The 21507-nt window shown below is 69.1% G+C and carries 16 protein-coding genes; 11 read left to right on the plus strand and 5 right to left on the minus strand.

All coding sequences use genetic code 11. From position 1 onward, the window contains the following. Positions 1-33: 33 nt before the first annotated feature. The 3 genes from ACMGEZ_RS04950 to ACMGEZ_RS04960 form a co-directional block, all read right to left on the minus strand. On the minus strand, positions 34-1140 hold the full coding sequence (locus ACMGEZ_RS04950) for an alpha/beta fold hydrolase (protein WP_436821132.1): 1107 nt from the start codon (positions 1138-1140) through the stop codon (positions 34-36). 59 nt (positions 1141-1199) lie between these two features. Beyond that, positions 1200-4541: an acetate--CoA ligase family protein gene (locus ACMGEZ_RS04955; protein ID WP_436821133.1), complete on the minus strand. Its 3342-nt coding sequence runs from the start codon at positions 4539-4541 to the stop codon at positions 1200-1202. A 135-nt stretch (positions 4542-4676) separates the two neighbouring features. Further along, positions 4677-5600, minus strand: a complete 924-nt coding sequence (locus ACMGEZ_RS04960; RefSeq protein WP_436821134.1) for a LysR family transcriptional regulator — start codon at positions 5598-5600, stop codon at positions 4677-4679. A 224-nt stretch (positions 5601-5824) separates the two neighbouring features. Between ACMGEZ_RS04960 and ACMGEZ_RS04965 the strand changes: the two genes are divergently transcribed. Together ACMGEZ_RS04965 and ACMGEZ_RS04970 are read left to right on the plus strand one after the other, a co-directional pair. Beyond that, complete coding sequence (locus tag ACMGEZ_RS04965; RefSeq protein ID WP_436821135.1) at positions 5825-6805, plus strand: Bug family tripartite tricarboxylate transporter substrate binding protein; 981 nt, start codon at positions 5825-5827, stop codon at positions 6803-6805. 95 nt (positions 6806-6900) lie between these two features. Next, positions 6901-8562, plus strand: coding sequence for a carboxylesterase/lipase family protein (locus tag ACMGEZ_RS04970; RefSeq protein ID WP_436821370.1), 1662 nt, complete (start codon positions 6901-6903; stop codon positions 8560-8562). Between the two features lie 21 nt (positions 8563-8583). On the opposite strand, the gene ACMGEZ_RS04975 is transcribed toward ACMGEZ_RS04970, so the two are convergent. Next, on the minus strand, positions 8584-10539 hold the full coding sequence (locus ACMGEZ_RS04975) for a helix-turn-helix domain-containing protein (protein WP_436821136.1): 1956 nt from the start codon (positions 10537-10539) through the stop codon (positions 8584-8586). Between the two features lie 218 nt (positions 10540-10757). Between ACMGEZ_RS04975 and ACMGEZ_RS04980 the strand changes: the two genes are divergently transcribed. The 9 genes from ACMGEZ_RS04980 to ACMGEZ_RS05020 all read left to right on the plus strand — a co-directional run bounded on the left by ACMGEZ_RS04980 (position 10758) and on the right by ACMGEZ_RS05020 (position 20443). Further along, the gene (locus tag ACMGEZ_RS04980; RefSeq protein ID WP_436821137.1) at positions 10758-11549 is read left to right on the plus strand and encodes an SDR family oxidoreductase; all 792 of its coding nucleotides are present in this window, start codon (positions 10758-10760) and stop codon (positions 11547-11549) included. A 54-nt stretch (positions 11550-11603) separates the two neighbouring features. After that, positions 11604-12845: a branched-chain amino acid ABC transporter substrate-binding protein gene (locus tag ACMGEZ_RS04985; protein ID WP_436821138.1), complete on the plus strand. Its 1242-nt coding sequence runs from the start codon at positions 11604-11606 to the stop codon at positions 12843-12845. A 49-nt stretch (positions 12846-12894) separates the two neighbouring features. Next, on the plus strand, positions 12895-13836 hold the full coding sequence (locus ACMGEZ_RS04990) for a branched-chain amino acid ABC transporter permease (protein ID WP_436821139.1): 942 nt from the start codon (positions 12895-12897) through the stop codon (positions 13834-13836). 4 nt (positions 13837-13840) lie between these two features. Continuing rightward, positions 13841-15124 (plus strand): branched-chain amino acid ABC transporter permease, encoded by a 1284-nt coding sequence (locus ACMGEZ_RS04995; protein ID WP_436821140.1) that lies wholly within the window; start codon positions 13841-13843, stop codon positions 15122-15124. Further along, on the plus strand, positions 15121-15876 hold the full coding sequence (locus ACMGEZ_RS05000; RefSeq protein WP_436821141.1) for an ABC transporter ATP-binding protein: 756 nt from the start codon (positions 15121-15123) through the stop codon (positions 15874-15876). The genes ACMGEZ_RS04995 and ACMGEZ_RS05000 overlap by 4 nt, the downstream gene beginning before the upstream one ends. 56 nt (positions 15877-15932) lie before the next feature. Beyond that, on the plus strand, positions 15933-16640 hold the full coding sequence (locus ACMGEZ_RS05005) for an ABC transporter ATP-binding protein (RefSeq protein ID WP_436821142.1): 708 nt from the start codon (positions 15933-15935) through the stop codon (positions 16638-16640). Between the two features lie 20 nt (positions 16641-16660). Continuing rightward, positions 16661-17599, plus strand: coding sequence for a 3,5-dioxohexanoate:acetyl-CoA acetone transferase (gene kce / locus ACMGEZ_RS05010; protein ID WP_436821143.1), 939 nt, complete (start codon positions 16661-16663; stop codon positions 17597-17599). A gap of 26 nt (positions 17600-17625) precedes the next feature. Then, on the plus strand, positions 17626-18534 hold the full coding sequence (locus ACMGEZ_RS05015; protein ID WP_436821144.1) for an SDR family NAD(P)-dependent oxidoreductase: 909 nt from the start codon (positions 17626-17628) through the stop codon (positions 18532-18534). Between the two features lie 187 nt (positions 18535-18721). Then, positions 18722-20443 carry a tannase/feruloyl esterase family alpha/beta hydrolase gene (locus ACMGEZ_RS05020; protein ID WP_436821145.1) on the plus strand — a complete coding sequence of 574 codons (1722 nt, stop codon included), beginning with the start codon at positions 18722-18724 and terminating at the stop codon, positions 20441-20443. Here ACMGEZ_RS05020 and ACMGEZ_RS05025 read toward each other — a convergent pair. After that, complete coding sequence (locus ACMGEZ_RS05025; protein WP_436821146.1) at positions 20424-21497, minus strand: DUF72 domain-containing protein; 1074 nt, start codon at positions 21495-21497, stop codon at positions 20424-20426. The genes ACMGEZ_RS05020 and ACMGEZ_RS05025 overlap by 20 nt on opposite strands. Between the last annotated feature and the right edge of the window lie 10 nt (positions 21498-21507).

A 21507-nucleotide genomic window follows, 5' to 3' on the forward strand; every position in this document is an offset into this window, starting at 1 on the left:
ATTGAAGATTTGCGCCACGCGCCGAGGCTGCGCTCAGGCGTTCAGCTTGCCGAAGCCCGATTCGCGCGCCAGCACGATCGCGCGGCCGCGGCTGTCGACTTCCAGCTTGGCGAACACGCTGGTCAGGCGGTTGCGCACGGTCTTCTCCGACAGCCCGAGCGTCGCCGCGATCTGGGCGTTGTCGCGGCCCTGGGCCAGCAGTTCGAGCATCGCGCGTTCGCGGGCGGTCAGGGTCTCGAACATCGGGTCGCGCGCAGGCGCCGTCTCGCCCAGGAAGCGCCGCACCTCGGCCAGCCAGTGGGCCCAGGCCGGCTCGTGCGCGAGGATCAGGTGGTTGCCGCTGTCGATCGGCACGAAGCGCGCGTCGGGAATCGCGCTCGCGATCAGCCGCCCCTCGGCGAAGGGCACGCGGACGTCTCGCGTGCTGTGCAGCACCAGCGTGGGGCAGCGCACCTCGGCCAAACGGGCTACGACATCGATGTGGTCGAACTCGCGCATGAAGCGCGCGGCGTTGGCCGGCGAGGTGGAGATGCGCTCCAGCTCGTTGAACCAGCGATGCTGCTCGGGCGTGCCGCCGGGGATGAACTGGCTCGTGAAGAACTGGCGGAAGGCGGTGTCCTGCTTGCCCCAGCCCAGCTGGGCGAGCTTGCGCATCATCTCGGCCTCCTCGCGCTGCTCGGGCGTGGGGTTGCGCACCAGGCGCCCGCGCGCATAGCCGCCGTGCAGCACCAGGTGGCTTACCCGATCGGGATGCCGGGCGGCATAGGCGATGGCGATGGACGCGCCCTGCGAGATGCCCAGCAGGCCGAAGCGCTCGGCCCCCAGCGCGTCGACCAGCGTTTCGAGATCGCGCAGCCAGCTCTCGAAGCTCAGGTCCTCGACGTCCCAGTCCGACAGGCCGCAGCCGCGTTCGTCGTAGCGCACGAAGGTGGCGTTGGCGGACAGCCCGTCGAGCACGTGGCGCCACACCGGGCTTTCCCAGTCGAACTCGAGGTGCGACAGCCAGGTGGCCGCCTTGATCAGCAGCGGACCCTGGCCGCACACGGCGTAGGCCAGCCGCACGCCGTCGTGGCCGCGCGCGAAACGGATCTGCTGCCTGGCAGGCGGATGTGCCAGGGGAGGCGGGGGCGATTTCTGCACAACTGTTAGTGGAGAACCTTTGCCCCCGCAGGTCAATAAACCAGATGGCCGGCCATGCCTCAATCCACGCGCTGCACCGGTGGATAGCTGAAGGTGCCCTCCAGGTGGGCCCGGCGCGGCTGGTAGAGCCGCAAGGTCAGGTAGAAGCTCTCTCCCGCCGGCGCGGGCAGCCAGTTCTTTCCCGGGCCGGGATCGTCCGCCTGGATCGCAAGCGTCAAGCCGCCGTCGGCATCGCGAAGCAGGCCGCGTGTGCGGTCGCCGATGGAATGCCGGTTGATCGGGTTGCGTGCCAGCAGGCAGTCTTCACGGCGATAGAGCGTGATCGACCAGAAGGTGTCGACCTCCGGCATGCCCGTCCCCGGAAACCTCAGCGTGTAACGGTGTGCTCCATCCAGCACGCGGCCTTGCGCATCGACCTCGGCCATCACGTACATGGCTTCCTCGATGCCCAATGTGCCGATCCAGTTGCGGGCGACGCGGGCGCGGGTGGCGAAGTCCTCGCCGAAATGCGTGCGCACGTGCACGGCCGTGGTCCAGCCGCCGCCCAGTTCGGAACGTGCGTCCGCCTCGCGCAGTTCGGCGTAGACGCGGGGAAGCGCCTCCTCGAGCGCCGCGGCGGCAGGCGGCCAGCCGGGGACGGGCCGCGGGGGAGGGTTGCGCTCCAGCATGCGCTCGATGACGCGCAGGTAATCGTCGGCGTCCGGCACGCCCGGACGCCGACCGTCGAGCAGCACATCGAGCCGAGTCAGCGCGGATGACCCATCCGGCCGGGAGATGCCGAAACGGTCCTGGAGCGCATGAACGCGCGCCAGGTCCTCGTCGTCGTGATCGACCAGGATGCGCCCGATGACCCACACGTCGTGGCCCGGCGCGCTGATGCGATGCATCCCGTCCGGCACCGGCCCCTTCCAATCGGGGCCGTGCACGAACAGGCGCTGCTGCGCACCGCCGGTCGTGCGCCGGCCGGCATAGGCCCAGGGGTTGGTCCATGCGTCCAGGAAGCCGAGCACCCAGTAGCGCTCCCCCATCTCCGGCACCTGGATGACCAGGGGTCCCGCGGAGAGATCGAGCCAGGCGTTGGTGAACAAGGTGTCGTTGTTCGGCGTCACGACTTCCTTGTCGTCGGGCGAGATCAGCTTGCGCGTGTGCGTGAACTGGTTGACCCACCGCATCGTGGAGCCCGGGCCGTCGCCTGCGAAGCCTTCCAACGCATGCCGGCGGGCGGTGTTCGCGGACCGCATCCGGGCCATCTCGAAGAGCGGCAGCGTCTCGATCACCTGATCGCGCACGGTGGGGGAGCCTTGCTCAGGGCAGCGCCCCACGACGACTGCATCCAGCGCAAGCGCCCCTTCGCCTTGCGGCAGCACGGCGAAGGGATTCACGTCCACGGATTCGAGGGCATCGCCTGCGGCGATGGCGAACTCCGACAGCCGGACGATCGCTTGCGCGAGCGCCTCGACGTCGGCCTTGGGCGCGCCCCGGAAGCCCTGCAGCAGGGCCACCGTCTTGAGCTCGCCGACCATGCGGCGCGCCTGCTCGAGGTCCACCGGCGCGATGCGGAAGCTGACGTCCCGCAGCAGCTCCACGTTCACCCCGCCGGCGCCGAGCATCACGACATGGCCGAGGACCGGATCGCGGTGCACGCCGAGGATGCATTCGACGCCGCGCACCATCTTCGCGGCAAGGACGCCGTCGATCCGGGCCTCGGGCGCGGCGATGCGGGCCGCATCCACGATCCGGCCGTATGCGGCGCCGGCACTCGCGGCATCGGCCACGCCTAGTGCGACTCCGCCGACATCGCTCTTGTGGGTGATGTCGGCGGACAGGATCTTCATCGCCACGGGATAGCCGAGTTCCTCCGCGGCGGCGACGGCTTCGTCGTGCGTGCGCGCGCGGCGCATCGGCACCGCGGGCACGCCGTGGCTTTGCAGCAGTTCCAGTGCATCGGCCTCGTTGTACGTGCCTGGCCGCAGCGCGATGAATCCGGCGGCGGCGCAGGCGGGAGCAGTGCTCGCGTGCTCGCCTTGCTCCCGGAAGAAGTTCATGGCCGCGAGCACGCGGATGGCGCGGCTCGGGTCCGTGAAGGTGAGGCAGCCGAGTTGTTCCAGCGCGCGCTGCTGCGCCGGGTCGGCCAGGGTGCTGAACATCACCAGGCGGCCCGGAAAATCGCGGCGCAGGTCGCGGGCAAGCTTCAGCTGGATCTCCTGCATCGCAGGCGTGAGACCCGCGGCCGCGAGGAACACGAGCAGGCTGCCGTAGCCGCCATCGCCGAGCATGGCGTTGGCAGCAACTTCGAGAAGGTCGATCTCGGAGGTGACCTGGCCCGTCACGTCGACCGGATTGCGGGTGGCGGCAAAGGGTACGCGATCGAGGATCCGTTGCTGTGCCTGTTCCGGCAGCGGCGCCACGTCGAGTCCGGCCTCCGCCGCAGCGTCGGCGAGCAGCACGCCCACCCCGCCGGAGACGGTGAGCAAGCCGACCTTGCCGTTCGCCGGCATGCCCGACACCGCCAGGCAATGCGCGACATCGAAGAACTCGTCGATCGTGCGGGCCCGCCAGACACCGTACTGCCGGAAGAGCGCGTCGAAGGCGGCGTCGTCGCCGGCCAACGCCGCCGTGTGCGAGGCCGCCGCCATGGCGCCGAGCGGCGTCCGGCCGACCTTGACGATGACGACCGGCTTGCCGGCCGAGCGTGCCAGGCCGAGCGCGCGCTTGAGCCTGGCGCCGTCGTTGCAGCCTTCCATGTAGGCCATGATGACGCGCGTCGCGGGGTCCTGCGCCATCCAGGCGATGCATTCGGCCACGTCGATGTCGCCTTCGTTGCCGGTGGCAATCCAGGTCGAGAGTCCCACGTTGCGCTCGCGTGCCATGCCGTAGGCGTAGGCGCCGAATGCGCCGCTCTGCGTGACGATGCCGACCGTCCCGGCCGGTGCCAATCCCGTCGCCAGCACCGGCGAAAAAGTCGCGTACACAGAACGGCTTGCATTCATGAAGCCGAGGCAGTTGGGCCCCAGCACCCGGATGCCGTTGGCACGCGCGCGCGCCATGATGCGGCGCTGCGCCTCGGCGCCTTCGGGCCGGGCCTCAGCGAAGCCGCCGGTGAAGATCACGATGTTCCTGACGCCTGCGGCGATCGCGTCCTCCAAGGCGGCTTCCGTCAGCTGGGCGGGAATGGCGAAGATCGCGAGATCCATCGGCTGGCCCACGTCGCGCAGGTTGCGGTAGGCGCGCAGTCCCTGTACCTCCGGCGCGCTCGGGTTGATCGGGTAGATCTCTCCCGCGTAGCCCTGGTCGATGAGGTAGCGAAGCGGCGCCGCGCCGATCTTGCGGGGCGTGGCGGAGGCGCCCAAGATGGCGATGGAGCGGGGCGTGAAGAAGGAGTCCAGGTTTGACGTGGCCACGGGGTGCTTCAGTTTGGAGGAGGGTGAAGCTGCGAAAGGTAGCGGCCGATGAACTATCGGACAAACTGAGATTTCCGACCGATTGATAAGCACAGCCGATTTATCACGGCGGTGTGGAGGCGGGTCGCCGAAGATCTAGCGACCGCGGCCGACGGCGCTGCCGGTCGCCTTCTCGCGCGTGAATTCGCGCGCGAAGAGCAGGAAGCTCTCGACCGCCGGCGAGACCGACAGTCCGCGGCGCACGAACATGGCCACGCGCCAGCTCACCTGGGGCTGCAGCAGCGGCAGAAAGGCAAGCCCGAAGCCTCGCACGAAGGGCTCCGTGATGAAGGGGCAGACGACCGCGCCGCGTGTGACCTGCAGCATCGACAGCGCGGTGTTCACCCGGTGCACGGGCACGATCTTGCGCGGATGATTGCGCACCGGCACCTGGCTCAGCACGTGCGGAGCGAAGTTCGGCATGTAGTTGATCACCGGCGTGGCGCGCAGGTCCTTCCAGCTCACCGAAGCGGCGTCCGCCAGCGGATCACCCGGCGCCAGCGCCACCCACAGCGGGTCGGCCCAGAGCACGTGCGCCTCGATGGCGTCGTCCGCCGCCACGCCTGCCGGTCCGAAGCCCACATCCGTGCTGCCGTTCTGCAGCCCGGCCAGGACGAGTTCGATCGGCACGTCCTCGAAGCGCACGTCGATGCCCGGATGGCTGGCCGTGTAGCTGGCAATCAGCTCTGGCAGCAAGGTGCAGGACAAGGGCTCCGGTGCGGCCAGCCGGACCACGCCGCGCCGCAGGTCCTTGAGGTTGCTCAGGCTGTCGAGCGCTTCGTCCAGGCTGGCCAGCACGCGGCGCACCATGGGCTCGAAGGCTTCGCCGACGGCGGACGGCGACACGCTGCGCGTGGTGCGGTCCAGCAGGCGCACGCCGACGCGGCTTTCGAGCTCGCGGATGAGGCCGCTGAGCGCCGCCTGCGAGAGGTGCATCGCCGCGGCGGCTTCCGAAAAGCTGCCGGCCTCCATCACGGCCACGAAGGCCTGCAACTGGCGCAGCGTCACATGCATCGTCATCCCGAAGCCTCCGTCGCACCCGGCGACAGTTATCGGCGCAGATGATAGGTGAGCGGCAATGACAACTTGCCCTTTCATGCTGCAGCAGCAGCGGCGTCGCTCGGCGCGGTGGGCACTTATAAGGTCATCCGATAGATTGCTCGGAAAAAGCGTCTTGCCCGATAGCCCCGCCACGCCTTAGCGTTGCTGCCCGGGCTGCCGTGACGGCCCGATCAGGAGACACCATGAAGTTCACACGCCGGTCCCTGCTGGGCACTGCCGCAGCCTGCCTCTCGGCCGGCCCCGCATCGTTCGCCTACGCTCAGGATGCGTGGCCTTCGCGCCCGATCCGGCTCATTTCGCCCTACGGTGCCGGCGGCGCGAACGACATCTCGGCCCGCATCCTGGCGGACTACCTGGGCAAGAACCTGGGCCAGCAGGTCGTGGTCGAGAACAAGCCGGGCGCGGGCACGCGCCTGGCCAATGAACTCGTGGCGCATGCCCCCGGCGACGGCTACACCGTGCTCTATGCCGCGGCACCGTACGCGACCGCCGAAGCGCTGTACGGCAAGCAGAAGTTCGACACGCGCAAGGATCTGCAGCCGGTCGCGCTGGTCGCCATGGCGCCGCTGTTCCTGGTCGTCAATGCGCAGTCCGGCTTCAGGACTGCGCAGGACCTCATCGCCCACGGAAAGACCAAACCCAGCGGCCTCGACATCGGCTCGCCGGGCGCAGGCTCCCAGCCCAATCTGGCGGCTGAGCTGCTTTTGAGGGACGCCGGCATCAAGGGCGTCATCGTCCATTTCCGCGGCGATGCGCCGGCCTATGCCGAGCTGCTGGCGGGCCGGGTGGATGCGACTCTCACGGCGATCACCACCGCCTTGCCGCACATACAGGCCGGCAAGCTGCGCGTGCTCGGCGTGGCCGCGACGGCGCGCAGCGCGTTGTACCCCGACGCGCCGCCCTTGCGCGAGCAAGGCCTCCCGAGCGTGGTGGCGTCCGGCTGGTACGGCTTCATGGTGCCGGGCACCACGCCGCGCCCGGTGGTCGATCGCCTGCAGGCCGCAACGGCCAAGGCGCTGGCGGACCCGGACATCAAGCAGAAGCTGCTGGCGCAAGGCCTGGAGCCCAGCGGCAGCACCGCCGCGGAGTTCCGCAAGTTCATCGACGACGAGTCCCGCAAGTGGGGCGACCTGATCGCCAAGGTGGGCATCAAGGGCGAATAGCCGTGCAGACGCGCTTTGCAATCTGCCTTGTCCGCGGCCTGCTGGCGGGCGTCGCGCTCCTGCTGCTGCAGGCCTGTTCCCATACTGCGGGCACGATGTCCGCGACCCAGCGCAGCACGGCCTTCGGCCCGGTGAGCGGCACCGACGATCGCGCGACCACGGGCACCTACAGCTGGAAGGGCGTGCCCTTCGCGAAGGCACCCGTGGGGCCGCTGCGGTGGAGGGCGCCCGTCGATCCCGAGCCCTGGACCACGGCGCGGCGCGCAACGGACTTCGGTCCCGCCTGCGTGCAGACCGGGCGCCTCTACGGCCCCGGCCTGAACAACCGGTACGACGCCACGATCGGCGCGACGCTCGGGCAGACGCTGGGCTCCGAAGACTGCCTGACCCTCAACATCTGGGAACCGGCCGCGCGCTCGGCCGCGCCGCGCCCGGTCATCGTGTGGGTGTACGGCGGCAGCAACATCACCGGGTACACCGCCGACCCGGTGTACGACGGAGCCCATCTCGCGCGCACTGCCGACGCGGTGGTGGTCTCGGTCAACTACCGTCTGGGCATCTTCGGCTTCCTCAATCTCGCCCAGCTCAAGCCCGGCGTCCCCGCGGACGACTCCGGCAACTTCGCATTGCTGGACCTGGTGAAAGCGCTGGAGTTCGTGCAGAAGAACATCGCCAGCTTCGGCGGCGACCCGGGCCGCGTCACCTTGATGGGTGAATCGGCGGGGGCGGTCAACGTGTACGCGTTGATGACCTCGCCGATGCTCAGCGGCAGATCGCCCCAGCTCTTCCACCGCGTAGTGGCGCTCAGCGGCGGGCTCTCCACGGCCGCCACGCTTCCGCCCGGCTCGATACCGGGCGTGCTCCCGGCATCCGTGTGGGCCACGCGCGGCCAGGCCCTGCTGGCGCACTCGCTGATCGCCGACGGCATGGTGCCGGACGAAGCCGCGGCCAGGGCCTACCTGGCCAGCCGCACGCCGCAGCAGATCGCCGAGTACCTCCGCGGCAAGTCGCCCGATGCGTTGCTGACCACCGTCCGCACCCGGCTGGCGCCGTTGGGCATGTCCGCGTCCAACCCGATCCCGGATGGAACGGTGGTGGCGACCGACCCGATCGCCAGCGTCCGCGCCGGCCGCTATGTGAAAGTGCCGGTGCTCGCCGGCAGCACGCGCGACGAGACCAAGCTGTTCCCGGGCCTGTTCGCGCTGCGACCCAGCCTCGGCGGCGTGAGCGGGCGGCTCATCGACGATGCCCGCGTCTTCTCCATCGCACAAAGCCACGACCCGGAAGGGCCGCCCACGACGCGCACCGAAGACTGGATTCCGGCGCAGTACCTGCCGGTCGACACGCCGGGGACGGGCTTCAACGCACGTGCGCAGGAACTCAACCGCATCTGGTTCATGGCGATTCGCGACGACATGCTGAATGCGCTGCAGAGCCAGCAGTCGTCGATCTGGCTCTACCAATTCGACTGGGACGAACTGCCCAAGCCCTTCGACGACATCTTCGGCGCCGCGCACGCGTTCGACCTGCCTTTCGTCTTCGGCAACTTCGGTCCCTCGCTGTTCGCCAACATCTCGTTCACCAAGGCCAATCGGCCCGGGCGCATGGCCTTGTCGGAGGCCATGATGAAGAGCCTGGGTGCGTTCGCGCAGAGCGGCGATCCGAACCACCCGGCGCTCGGGACGGCATGGCGCCCCTGGCCCTCGCGCATCGTGTTCGACGCGACGCCGGAGGCGGCGCGCATTTCAACCCGTTGAGCAGCGCGCGCGGACGACACACTAGGCGCTCAGGCTCCACAGCCGCAGCGCCATGTGGATCTCCAGCGCGCGGGTGGCGTTGCCCCAGTGGCCGATCAGGTCCTCGATGGTGGCCAGGCGCTGGCGCACCGTGTTGACGTGGATGCCCAGGCGCTGCGCCGTCAGCTTCGCGTTCTGGTTGCTGTCGAAGTAGTTGAGCAAGGTCGACGCGAGCTCCGAGCCGCGCTTCTGGTCGTGGGCCGTCAGCGCGCCGATGGTCGCCTCCAGGAACGCCGCAAGGCTCACCTGGTCGTGCGTCTCGAACAGCGTGGAGTACAGCGCCATTTCGTTCTGCGCGACCACGTGGCCTTGAATGCCGATGCGGCGCAGCACGGGCAACGCGCGCCGCAGCGTCACGTACACGGCGGGGATTTCCGCGGGCCCGGAAAGCGGCCTGGAAAGAATGCCGCGGTGGTCGGCCGGGAACTCGGCCCTGGCATGCTCGGCCACGATGCGGCGCACGTCCTCGGCCCTCGTCGTCGCGCAAAGAACGGTGAGCACGCCATCGATGTCGTCGAACAAGGCATGGGGCAGGAGGTTCGCGGCACGCAGGCGGCGTGCGGCGTGGCCCGCGTGAGGCTCGCCGATATCCACCAGCATCAGCGAGCTGGGCTGCGAGAGGTCCACGCCGAACCGTGCCGCGCGTTCGCAGAGGATGGCCAGGTCGTCCTGCCGCGGCGACAGCAGCGAGCGCAGCAGCGTCGAGAGATCGCGCGTCTTGGTCGCCTCCATCCGATCCCGGGAGAGCAGGACGATGCCCACGATGCTGGTGCTGCGCTCGAAGGTGCGGACCGACATCTCGTCGAGCTCGCCGCGGCGGAACAGCAGGACGGAACCGAGCACGTCATCGCCGCCGATCACCGCGTTGACCCTGCAGGACTCGCCGTCCGCCTCGTAGGCCACCACGGAGCGGCCCAGCTGGCGGCTGTGGCGCAGCGCGCTCGCGAGTGCGCTGCTGTTGTCGCCGTGCGGCGCATAGTGCTCCGCGCCCGATCCGGCGTAGCCAGGCGCGGTGCCGCCGGCGATGACCTGCGCCGCTTCGTCCAGCACCAGCACGCTGCCTTCCATCAAGCCGGCGACCGACTCACACAGCGTCCCGAGGGACGCTCCCTTGGCGAGCAGCGTCGTCATCTGCTCGTGTGCCTCGGCGGCGGCCTGCACCTTGCGTGCGTGCCGCTCGAGTTCCGCCCGCGCGGCCTCGGCGCTCTTCACGGCCGCGCTGGCCTGCTCGAACGCTCTGGCGTTCTTGACGGCCACAGCCGCATGCGTCGCCAGGGTGGACAGGATGGAGATGCTCTGCGCCGTGTGCGTGCGGTGGTAGCGGTCCGCAACGAAGAGCAGGCCGATGACCTCGTCCTCCCACAGCATCGGCACCCCGACCACGGCGGCGATGCCTTCGTCGCGGAAGGTGGCGTCCAACTGCGGGTCGTGCGGGAAGCGCGTGTCGTGCAGGTAGTCCGGCGTCGTGAAGGGCAGGCGCGTGGCCAGCACGACGCTGACAATGCCGAGGCCGCGGCCGGCCACCATGGCCCCGGTGCTCTGCGCCAGCGCGCCGTCGGTGGCCAGCACGTGGAAGGCGGCGAGTTCGGGGTCGTACGTCGATAGCCACGCCACCTGCGAGCCCAGCATGTTGCGCGCGCGAGAGACGATGGCGCGCAGCAGCTCCTTCAGGTCGAGCCGGCTGGAGAGCTCGCGCGCCGATTCGATCACGGTCAGCATGCCGCTCTCGCGTTGCTGCCACAGGTCCAGCCGGTTGCGCACGCCCATCGCCATGCGCACCACCTCGCTCCAGCCCGAGCGGCCCGGGCCCTGCGCGGCCAGTGCCTCGACCTGCGCGAGCCGTGCCGCGAATTCGTCGGCCGACGCGCCCTGGTGCAGCATCCTGATGAGGTCGCAGCCGATCTCTTCGATGCCCTCCGAACCCACCTCGCTTGCCATTCGTTTGCTCCTTGCGCCGCCTGAAGTTCCAGCGGCGGGGGCAGAGGCTAGCAGAGCCTTGCGCTTAGAGCGCGGCTCGTCGGCGAGGCGGCACGTGAGCGAATGGGCTGTGGCGGCCCACTAGGGTTTTCGCGAAGTCTTCCGGGCACACCGGAAGCGGCGAGGCAGTGTGGCGGCGAGACATTGGTTGCTGCCGGCCTGTCCGCGAAAGTCACCCCATGACCATTCTTGATTCGCTCAGGCCCGAACCCGGCCTGAGAGTGCTCGTGACGGCCGGTGCCAGCGGCATCGGTGCGGTGGTGGCCCGCGCCTTCAGCGAAGCCGGCGCGCACGTGCACGTGTGCGACATCGACCGCGCGGCCCTGGACCGCCTGTCCAGCGAGATCCCCGGCATTACCAGCAGCATGGCCGACGCCGCCGTCGAAAGCGAAGTCGACCTCGTCTTCGACGACGTCCGCGGCACGCTCGGCGGCCTGGACGTGCTCGTCAACAACGCCGGCATCGCCGGGCCCACGGCCACCATCGAAAGCATCGATGCCGTGATGTGGGAGCGGACGGTAGCGGTCAACCTGAACAGCCAGTTTCTCTTTGCGCGGCGGGCGATCCCGCTGCTGAAGGCATCGAAGGCCAATCCCTGCGTCATCGCGATGAGCTCGGTGGCGGGGCGGCTGGGCTACGCCTACCGCACGCCCTACGCATCCACCAAGTGGGCGGTGGTCGGCCTCATGAAGTCGCTGGCGATCGAGCTGGGGCCGCACGGCGTGCGCGTCAACGCCATCCTGCCCGGAACGGTGGAGGGCGATCGCATGAACGCCGTCATCGCGGCGCGCGCGGCGGCGTCCGGCCTCAGCACGCACGCCGTGCGCGAGCAGTACATCCAGAAGATGTCGCTGCGCCGCATGGTGACGGCCGAGGACGTGGCTGCCATGGCGCTGTTCCTCTGCGCCCCGGCGGCACGCAACGTCACCGGCCAGGCGGTAAGCGTCGACGCGAACGTCGAATACCTGTGAGTGAGGTTGCCCGCGGGCGCCGCTTCGACCCATTCAGTTCAAAAGGAGACCTTGATGCAATCGCTTCGCCATTTTTCCCTCGCCGCCATCGCCGCCTGCATGGCCTCGGGTGCGGCCTATGCCGACCCCGTGAAGATCGGCGTCATCGAAACGCTTTCAGGGCCGCAGGCCGCGTCCGGGCAGACGTACCGTGCGGCGGCCCGGTATGCGGTCGAGCGGATGAACGCCGAAGGAGGCTGGAACGGCCAGCCGGTGCAACTGCTCGAGTACGACAACCAGGGCGGCCCGGCGGGTGCGGCCGACAAGCTGAAGGCCGCCATCGCAGACGGCGTCCACGTCGTGGTGCAGGGCGCATCGTCGGCCGTCGGCGGGCAGATCACGGAGGACGTGCGCAAGCACAACCTGCGCAACCCCGGCAAGGAGATGATCTACGTGAACGTCGGCGCCGAGGCGCTGGAGCTGACCGGCGACAAGTGCCACTTCCATCATTTCCGCTTCAGCGGCAACGCCCAGGTCCGCACCAAGGCGTTGGTGCTGGCGATGAAGCAGGCCAACGCGCTGGGTTCGCGCGTGTACGCGATCAACCAGAACTACTCCTGGGGCCAGGACATGGAGCAGGCCATTTCAGACAACGCCGCGCTCAGCGGCTACCAGGTGGTGGAGAAGACGCTGCACGACGTGAACAAGATCCAGGACTTCGCGCCGTACGTGGCGAAGATCGGCGCGGCGAAGGCCGACACGGTAATGACGGGCAACTGGTCGAACGACCTGCTGCTGCTGATGAAGGCCACCAAGGCCGCGGGCCTGAAGGCGCGCTTCGGCACCATCTTCCTGGACCAGCCGGGCAACATCGCCAACGCGGGCGAGCTGGCGATCGGGCACTTCGTCGCCCACACCTTCAATGCCGAGTCCGGCGGCGCCGAGGGCGAGCGCTTTGTCGCCGACTACAAGGCCAGGAGCGGGCACCTGCCCGCCGCGACCGAGCCGCAGACCGTCTTCGGCCTGGCCATGGTGGCCGATGCGCTCAAGCGCGTGAAGGCCGAAGGCGGCAAGCTGAACGTCAACGCGCTGGCCGCCGCCATCGAAACCGCGAAGATCAAGACGCCCATGGGCGAGATGAGCATGCGCGCAGCCGACCACCAGGTGCTGCTGCCGATGGTCGTCTCCACGGTGGCGAAGGACGCCAAGTACAAGGCCGACGACACGGACATGGGCTTCAAGCCGGTGAAGCTGTTCTCGGCGGCCGAAGCGGCGACGCCCGCGCAGGCCAGCTGCAAGATGCAGCGGCCCGCCTGATCCACCGGCAGCCGGCCCGCGCGGCCGGCCCACTCGCAGTCAAAGGCACATGGACACCCTCATCGTTTCGCTGCTGAACGGGATCATCTACGGCTTGCTGCTGTTCATGGTCTCGGCCGGCCTCACGCTCATCTTCGGGATGATGGGCATCCTCAATTTCGCGCATGCCTCGTTCTACATGCTCGGCGCCTACTTCGCCTACGCATTGCAGGACGTGCTGGGCTTCTTCGGCGCACTGGCGGTGGCGCCGCTGCTCGTGGGCCTGGTCGGCACGGTGGTGGAGCGCTTCTTCCTGCGGCGCGTGCATCACCACGGCCACGCGCACGAGCTGCTGCTGACCTTCGGGCTGTCGTTCATCATCGCCGAGCTGGTCAAGCTGTTCTTCGGCAACTACCCGGTCAACTACCGCGTCCCGAAGTCGCTGGACCTTGCCGCCTTCACGCTCGGCCACGCGGACTATCCGGTGTACCGGCTGCTGATGGGCGCGGTGGCGGTCGCGATGTTCGTCGCCATCTACCTGCTGCTCACGCGCACGCGCGTCGGCATCGTCGTGCGTTCGGCCATCTACCGGCCCCGCATGGCCGAGGCGCTGGGGCACAACGTACCGCTGGTGTTCATGGGCGTGTTCGGCGTCGGCGCGGCGCTGGCCGGGCTGGCGGGTGCCGTCGCGGGTGCGTTCTACACCACCAATCCGAACATGGCGCTGGAGCTGGGCGTGATGGTCTTCGTGGTGGTGGTGGTCGGTGGCCTCGGCTCGCTGGAAGGCGCCATGCTGGCCTCGCTGCTCATCGGGGTCATCACTTCGCTGGCCGTCGCGGTCGACGCGACGCTGGCTGACGCCTTCGCGCTGGTGGGGGCGCGCGCGTGGGCCGAAGGCGTGGGCGGGCTGCTGACGCTGAAGGTGTCGAGCCTGGCCGCGACGATCCCCTTCGCGCTGATGCTGCTGATCCTGCTGGTGCGGCCCGGCGGCCTGCTCGGCGAGAAGGGCTGACACCATGACGTCCTTCTCGCGTGTCTTCGGCATTGGCCTGGCCGTGCTGCTGCTGGCCTGCGTGCCGCTGCTGCTGTCGCAGGGGCTGGTGAATGCCGCCATCCAGATGCTGATCGCCGCGCTGTTCGCCAGCGCCTACAACGTGCTGTGCGGTCAGGCGGGCATGCTGTCCTTCGGCCATGCGGCGTACTTCGGCGTGGGCGCGTTCGCGACCGTCCATGCCATGAACGCCGTCGGCGGGACCGGGCTGCTGCCGACCCCGCTGCTGCCGCTGGCAGGCGCACTGGGCGGGCTGGCGATCGGCGCCATCGCCGGCTGGTTTGCCACGCAGCGCACCGGCACCTACTTCGCGATGATCACGCTGGCCATCGCGGAACTGCTGCATGCGCTGGCACCGCACCTCAAGGGCCTGTTCGGCGGCGAGGCGGGCATCTCGTCGATGCGCATGCCCTCGATGGGGATCACCTTCGGCTCGACCACGCAGGTCTACTACCTGACGCTCGCATGGGTGCTGGTGTCGCTGGCGCTCCTCTACGTGTACACGTTGACGCCGGTCGGCCGGCTCGCGCTCGGCCTGCGCGAGAACGGGCACCGGCTGCGCTTTCTTGGCTACGACGTGCACCGGCTCGGTGTGCTGGTGTTCTCCATCTCCGCCATGTTCTCCGGCATCGCGGGCGGCCTGCAGGTGATCAACAACGAGGCGGCCAACTACGTCGTCCTCGATGCGCAGCTGTCGGCCGCCGTTGTGCTGAACACCTACATCGGCGGGGTCAAGGTGTTCCTCGGGCCGGCGCTGGGCGCCTCGCTGATGACCTTCTTCGGCTACGCCGTGTCGGACCTGACGCAGTCGTGGCTGCTCTACCAGGGCACGCTCTTCGTGCTGGTGATGCTGTTCATGCCGGAGGGGCTTGCCGGCTTGTTCCGCGCCTCCTCGCAGCTGCGCCGGCAGATCGGCGTGGCGCGGCTGGTGCCGATGCTGCTCGCGTGGATGGTTGCCGCGGCATTGCTGACGGCAGGGACCGCCTTCGCGGTGGAGCTGCTGCAGCGCATGTTCTCGCAGGACTACCGTGCGCTGGCCGGCGCCAACCCCGGCGCGGCGTGGCCCGCCATCGCGCTGTTCGGCCGCTCGTGGTTGCCGTCCGATGTATCGACGTGGGCGGTCCCGGCGGCGCTTCTTGCCTGCGGCGGGGCACTCGTCTACGCCGTGCGACGGGGCGTGGAAACGCTCCAGGGCGCGGGCGGGCGCGGCATGGGCACCGCGGCGCGCGGCGCGGAGGTGGCCCTGTGACCGAGGCCATCCTGAGCCTGCGCGGCGTGCGCAAATCGTTCGGCCAGACGGAGATCATCCGCGGCGTCGATCTCGAGCTGCGCCCGGACGAGCGCCATGCACTGATCGGGCCCAACGGCGCTGGCAAGTCCACCGTGTTCCATCTCATCTCGGGCCACTTCGCGCCGAGCGCGGGCCAGATCGTGTTCGACGGCCGCCGCATCGACGGCAAGCCCCCGCAGGAGGTCAACCGGCTGGGCCTGTCGCGCTCGTTCCAGATCACCAACATCTTTCCGAAGCTGACGGTGTTCGAAAACCTGCGGCTCGCGGTGATGCGCCCGCACGGCCTGCAGCACAACCTGTGGAAGCTGATTGCCCGCGATGCGCGCATCCGCGAAGAGACCGAACAGCTGCTGGAGCAGGTGCGGCTCCAGCACCGCGCCGCCACCATCGCGGGGGAGATGTCCTACTCGGAGCAGCGCTCGCTGGAGATCGCGATGACACTCGCCTCCGATCCGAAGGCCATCCTGCTGGACGAGCCGATGGCCGGCATGTCCAACGAGGAGACGGCGTACACCGCGGAGCTGATCCGCTCCGTGACGCGCGGCCGCGCACTGCTCATCGTCGAGCACGACATGCAGGTGGTGTTCGCCATCAGCGACCGCATCAGCGTGCTGGTGTACGGCGAGGTGATCGCCACCGGCACGCCCGAGGAAATCCGCCGCAACGCCGCCGTGAAGGAAGCGTACCTGGGCGAGGAGGTGTCGGCATGAGTCGCACGGCCGCTCCGAAGACGAATAGCACCGTAGCCAGAGGCGAAGGTACTCCAATGACTCTGCTGGCACTCGATACAGTGCACGCCCACTACGGCAAGAGCCACATCCTGCATGGGGTGAGCTTCAGCGTGGGCCGCAACGAGGTGGTCAGCCTGCTCGGGCGCAACGGCTCGGGCCGCTCGACCACGATGAAAGCGATCATGGGTTTGGTGACACCCACCGGCGGGCAGATTCGGCTGCGCGACCGCGACATCACCGGCGCGCGGCCGTATGCCATCTGCCGCGCGGGCATCGCCTACGTGCCCGAGGAGCGGGAGGTCTTCGCCAACCTCACGGTCGACGAGAACCTGCGCATGGGCGAGCAGCCGCCCACCGAAGGCGCCACGCGCTGGACCGTGGAGGACATGTTCGCCTACTTCCCCCGCCTGAAGGAGCGCCGCAACACCAGGGCCGGCAGCCTGTCCGGTGGCGAGCAGCAGATGCTGACGATCTGCCGCTCGCTGCTGGGCAACCCGCAGCTCATCCTCATCGACGAGCCGACGGAAGGGCTCGCGCCCAAGATCGTCGTCGCGGTCGGCGAATGCATCAAGGACATGCACCGCAGGGGCGTGGCCGTGGTGCTGGTGGAACAGAAGCTGGCGATTGCCTTGAAGGTCTCCACGCGCGTGTGCGTGATGGGGCACGGGCAGATCGTCTTCGAAGGAACACCCCAGCAGCTCGCCGCCGACGAGAAGCTGCTGGCGGACTGGCTGGCCGTTTGAAACAGCCCAAGGAGCATTCAATGGCAAGTCCACAGGACAAGGTCATCATTTCATGTGCGGTCACCGGTTCGGTGCACACCCCCTCGATGTCGCCGTACCTGCCGCTGTCGCCGCAGGAGATCGCCCAGCAGGCCATCGAAGCGGCCGAGGCGGGCGCGGCGATCCTGCACCTGCATGCGCGAGATCCGGTCGATGGGCGGCCGACGGCCGACCCGGCGGTGTTCGACCAGTTCGTGCCGCACATCAAGGCGGCCACCAGCGCCGTCATCAATATCACCACGGGCGGCAGTACGCGCATGACGCTGGAGGAGCGCCTGGCGTACCCGCTGCAGGCGAAGCCCGAGATGTGCTCGCTCAACATGGGCTCGATGAATTTCTCCATCCATCCGGCCGCCCGCAAGATCCACGAGTGGCGTTACGACTGGGAGAAGCCCTACGTGGAAGGCATGGAGGACCTGATCTTCCGCAACACCTTCCGGGACATCAAGCGCATCCTGAAGGTGCTGGGCGACGACTGCGGAACGCGCTTCGAGTTCGAGTGCTACGACGTCGGTCACCTCTACAACCTGGCGCATTTCATGGACGAGGGGCTCGTCGAGGGACCGCTGTTCATCCAGTGCATCCTCGGCATCCTGGGCGGCATCGGCCCCGACCCCGAGAACCTCGTCGTCATGAAGTCGACGGCCGACCGGCTGTTCGGCGACCGCTACCGCTTCTCCGTGCTCGGCGCCGGCCGGCACCAGATGCCCCTGCTCACCATGGGCGCAGTGCTGGGTGGAAACGTGCGCGTGGGGCTGGAGGACAGCCTGTACCTCGCCAAGGGGCAACTCGCCCGATCGTGCGCCGAGCAGGTGCGCAAGATCCGTCGCATCCTGGAGGAGCTGTCGCTGCAGATCGCCACGCCGCGGGAGGCGAGGGCGATGCTCGGCCTCAAGGGGCAGGATGCAGTCGCCTTCTGATCGATCCATTTTTTTTGAAAGAGGCCATGAGCAAATATCTTCAGGACAAGGTAGCGGTGGTGACCGGCGCAGGCGGCGGCCTCGGGCGCGCGCATGCGTTCGAGCTGGCGCGGCAGGGCGCCCGCGTGGTGGTCAACGACCTCGGGGGTGAGCGCGAAGGATCGTCCGTCGCGCAGGTGGCCGACGACATCCGGCGCCGCGGCGGCGAGGCCATCGTGGATGGCGGCGACGTCAGGGACTTCGCCCAGATGGAGGCGATGGTTGCCAGCGCCGTCGAGCAGTGGGGGCGCGTCGACATCCTCGTGAACAACGCCGGCATCCTGCGCGACAGGTCCTTCGCCAAGATGCCGCTGGACGATTTCCGGCTGGTGCTGGACGTGCACGTGATGGGCGCCGTGAACTGCACCAAGGCCGTGTGGGACCACATGCGCGCGCAGAACCACGGCCGCATTGTGATGACGACGTCCTCGTCGGGGCTCTACGGCAACTTCGGCCAGGCCAACTATGGCGCCGCGAAGATGGCTTTGGTGGGGCTGATGCAGACGCTGGCGCTGGAAGGCGCCAGGCACGACATCCGCGTCAACTGCCTCGCGCCCAGCGCGGCCACCGGCATGACCGAGAACATCCTGCCCGAGGACGCCTTGGCAGGCCTGGCCCCCGGGAAGGTCAGCCCCGGCCTCATCGCGCTGGTGGGCGATGATGCGCCGACGCGGATGATCCTGCTGGCCGGCGCGGGCAGTTTCGAGTGCGCGCACGTGACGATGACGCGCGGCATCTTCGTCGACGATGAAGAAGACGCGGCCGGGCAGGTTCGCGCGCGGCTGGACGAGATCCGCGCCCGTGGCGGCGAGATGGTTCCGGCCTCGGGTTGGGAGCAGTACAGGCTCGAGCTTTCCAAGGCCGGGCTCGCGACGGAACTCGCCGGCGCGGACTGACCACGCCGACTGACGCGGATCCCAGGGTTGTGCCGCGTTGGCACCGCCGCCATGACCTGCGCGCACATCGAAGAGGGGCGGCATGTGTTGCGGGACGACATTGGCCGAGGGTCCGTCGGCGACCAGACTTCTTGACGCGCCGTCGCACCTGCGCGCGGCGCTCCAAACCTACAAGTCGGAGACAAAGATGAACGCGATGAATGTGCTGGTGCGCAGCCGCCTTCCATTGAGCTGCATGGCCGCCGTGCTGTTGACCGCCTGCGGCGGCGGCGGTGATGGCGGCGGTGGCTTGCCCTTCCTGGTGTATCTCCCGCGCAGTTGCGCGCAGCTCGCCGGCATGGAGATCCCCGCCTCCGCGATCGGCCTGCCCACCGCCGGGGGCACGGTGACCGCGGCCAATGTCGTCGCCGCAAGCGGCACGGGCGCCGCGGCGGTGCCCGAGCATTGCCTGGTGTCCGGGAGCATCTCGCCCGTCGATGCCGCGGCACCGAAGATCCTGTTCCGCGTGGCGCTGCCCACGAACTGGAACACCAAGGCGCTGATGTACGGCGGCGGCGGCTTCGACGGCTCCATTCCCAGCGTCGCGGGCAATGTCCCCAACGGCCCGACGGACCGCCCGCTGCCGCTCGCCCGCGGCTACGCCGTGTTCGCGAGCGATTCCGGGCACCAGGCAGGGGCCCGGGGTTCTTTGGACGGCTCGTTCGGGCTGAACGACGAGGCCCTGCGCAACTGGGGCGGCGACGCACTCAAGAAGACGCGCGACGCCGCCGTGTTCCTGATCAAGGCCCGCTACGCGGCCGCGCCCGCCAAGTCCTACTTCGCAGGCGGCTCCACGGGCGGGCGCGAAGCGCTGCAGAGCATCCAGCGCTGGCCCGCCGACTGGGACGGCGCCATCGCCTGGTACCCGGCGTGGAACCAGGCGTCCGCGATGCTGGGCGGCCAGAAGGCCACGCTCGCGCTGTCGAGGCCGGGCGCGTACCCGAGTTCTGCCAAGCGGCTGGCGCTTTTCCAGGCCGCCATGCAGGCCTGCGATGCACTGGACGGCGTTGCCGACGGACTCGTCAGCAACCAGAACGCCTGCAACGCGAGCTTCGATCCCGCCACCGCCACCCTGAACGGCGCGCCGCTGCGCTGCCCGGACGGCGCGGCCACCGCCGACACCTGCCTCTCGGATGCGCAGATCGACGCACTCAAGGCGATGAACGGGCCGGCGAGGTTCGGCTTCGCGCTGGCGAGCGGCGAGACCGGCTACCCCGGCTACAACGTCTGGGGCGCGGACCTGGGCATCGCGTCCATCACGACGGCCGTCCAGCCGACGGTGACCTTCCTCAACCTGGGCAGCAGCCCGCCGGCCAACCCGATGCCGACCACGGCGCCGTACATCAGCCAGCAGCTCGACCAGGTGCTCAAGAACATCATCACCCGCGACCTCGCCTTCAACCCGCTGAGCTTCGACCCCGAGGGCCCGAGCCCGCTGGCCGAGCGCTGGGGCGTGTTGAGCCGGATGATCGACCAGTCCACGGACATCTCGGGCTTCGTTGGGCGCGGCGGCAAGCTGCTGCTCGCACACGGCCTGCATGATGTGCTGGTCAGCTCGCGCGCCACCGCCGACTACTACACGCGGCTCGTGCGGCAGTTCGGGCAGGACAGGGTGGACGGCTTCGCGCGCTACTACGAAGTCCCGGGGCTCGGGCATGCGGTCAGCAGCCAGTTCAACGGCACCTGGGATTCGCTCACTGCGCTGGAGCAATGGGCCGAGGCAGGTGTCGCGCCCAAGGCGCAGGTGACCCGGGACACGGTCGGCGTGCCGGGCCGCACGCGCCCCCTGTGCGACTACCCGACGTGGCCGCGGTACGGCGGCTCGGGCGATGTGAACGCTGCATCCTCCTTCACCTGCGCGAGCCAGTAGAAGAGCCATCCATCGCGGCCACCGCCTGCGCCAGCGCGCGCACCGACAGCGGCGCCGAGCCCTCGGCCTTGTTGTTGATCGCCACGTAGGCCGCATGTCCCGCGCCGGTGGTGCCGGCGATCACGCGGGCCAGCGTCTCGCGGGTCTCGGGGTCGGGATCGGCAAGCTTGTCGAAGGGCTCGTAGAGCTTCTTCGCCTCCTCGTAGCCGTAGGCGCCGTGCAGGCGGTTCAGGTTCCAGCGGCACACCAGCGGCCCCGGCCACAGCGCGCGCAGCAGCGGCAACTGTGCGGCGATGGGCGGCATCTTGGGGTGCAGGCCCAGGCAGTAGGTGGCACCGCATTCGCGCAGCACGTCGGCCAATACGGGCGTGAGCAGCTCGGGGTTGCGCAGCTCGACGGCGATCACGCCGTCCGGCGCGGCAGGGCGCAACGAGGGGAGCGCCTCCAGCATGCGGCGCAGCCGCATCAGCAAGGTCGGCAGGTCGGCCCGCATCGGCGCGGGGATCGGGCTGAGCTGGAATACCAGCACGCCGAGCTTCGCGCCCAGGCCGTCCAGCGCCGGCTGCACGAATTCCTGCACCGCGAGCGCCGGATCGAGGAAGGCCGGGTTGGGCTGCATGCCACGGCCATCTTCGTCGCGCACCAGCGCATCGGCGAGCAGGCCGGGCGCCTTCACGATGAAGCGGAAGTCCTCCGGCACCACCGCCGCATAGGCAGCGTACTGGCTGGCCGATAGCGGCCGGTAGAAGCTGCGGTCCAGGCTCACGGTGCGAAAGAGCGGATGCTGCGCATAGGCGGCCAGGCCGTGCTTGGACAGCACCGACTGTTCGTAGTCGCCCTCCCAGACCATGCCGGCCCAGCCGGGAAAGAACCACGACGAGGTGCCCATGCGCAGCGCAGTCGGCAGGGTGCGCGCGAGCGCCTGCTGCCCTGGGTCCGCAGGCGCGGGCCGGACCTTCGGGCCGCCGGCAGGCGCGCGCTTTCTCGTGGTGGAGGGCTCGCTCGCGGCAGGCGGATCGGCTTCGTTCGGATCGTCGAAAAGGGAGTCTTGCATCGTCGGGCGC

It is taken from the genome of Variovorax stachyos (genome assembly GCF_051400855.1).
Taxonomy (GTDB): Bacteria; Pseudomonadota; Gammaproteobacteria; order Burkholderiales; family Burkholderiaceae_C; genus Variovorax.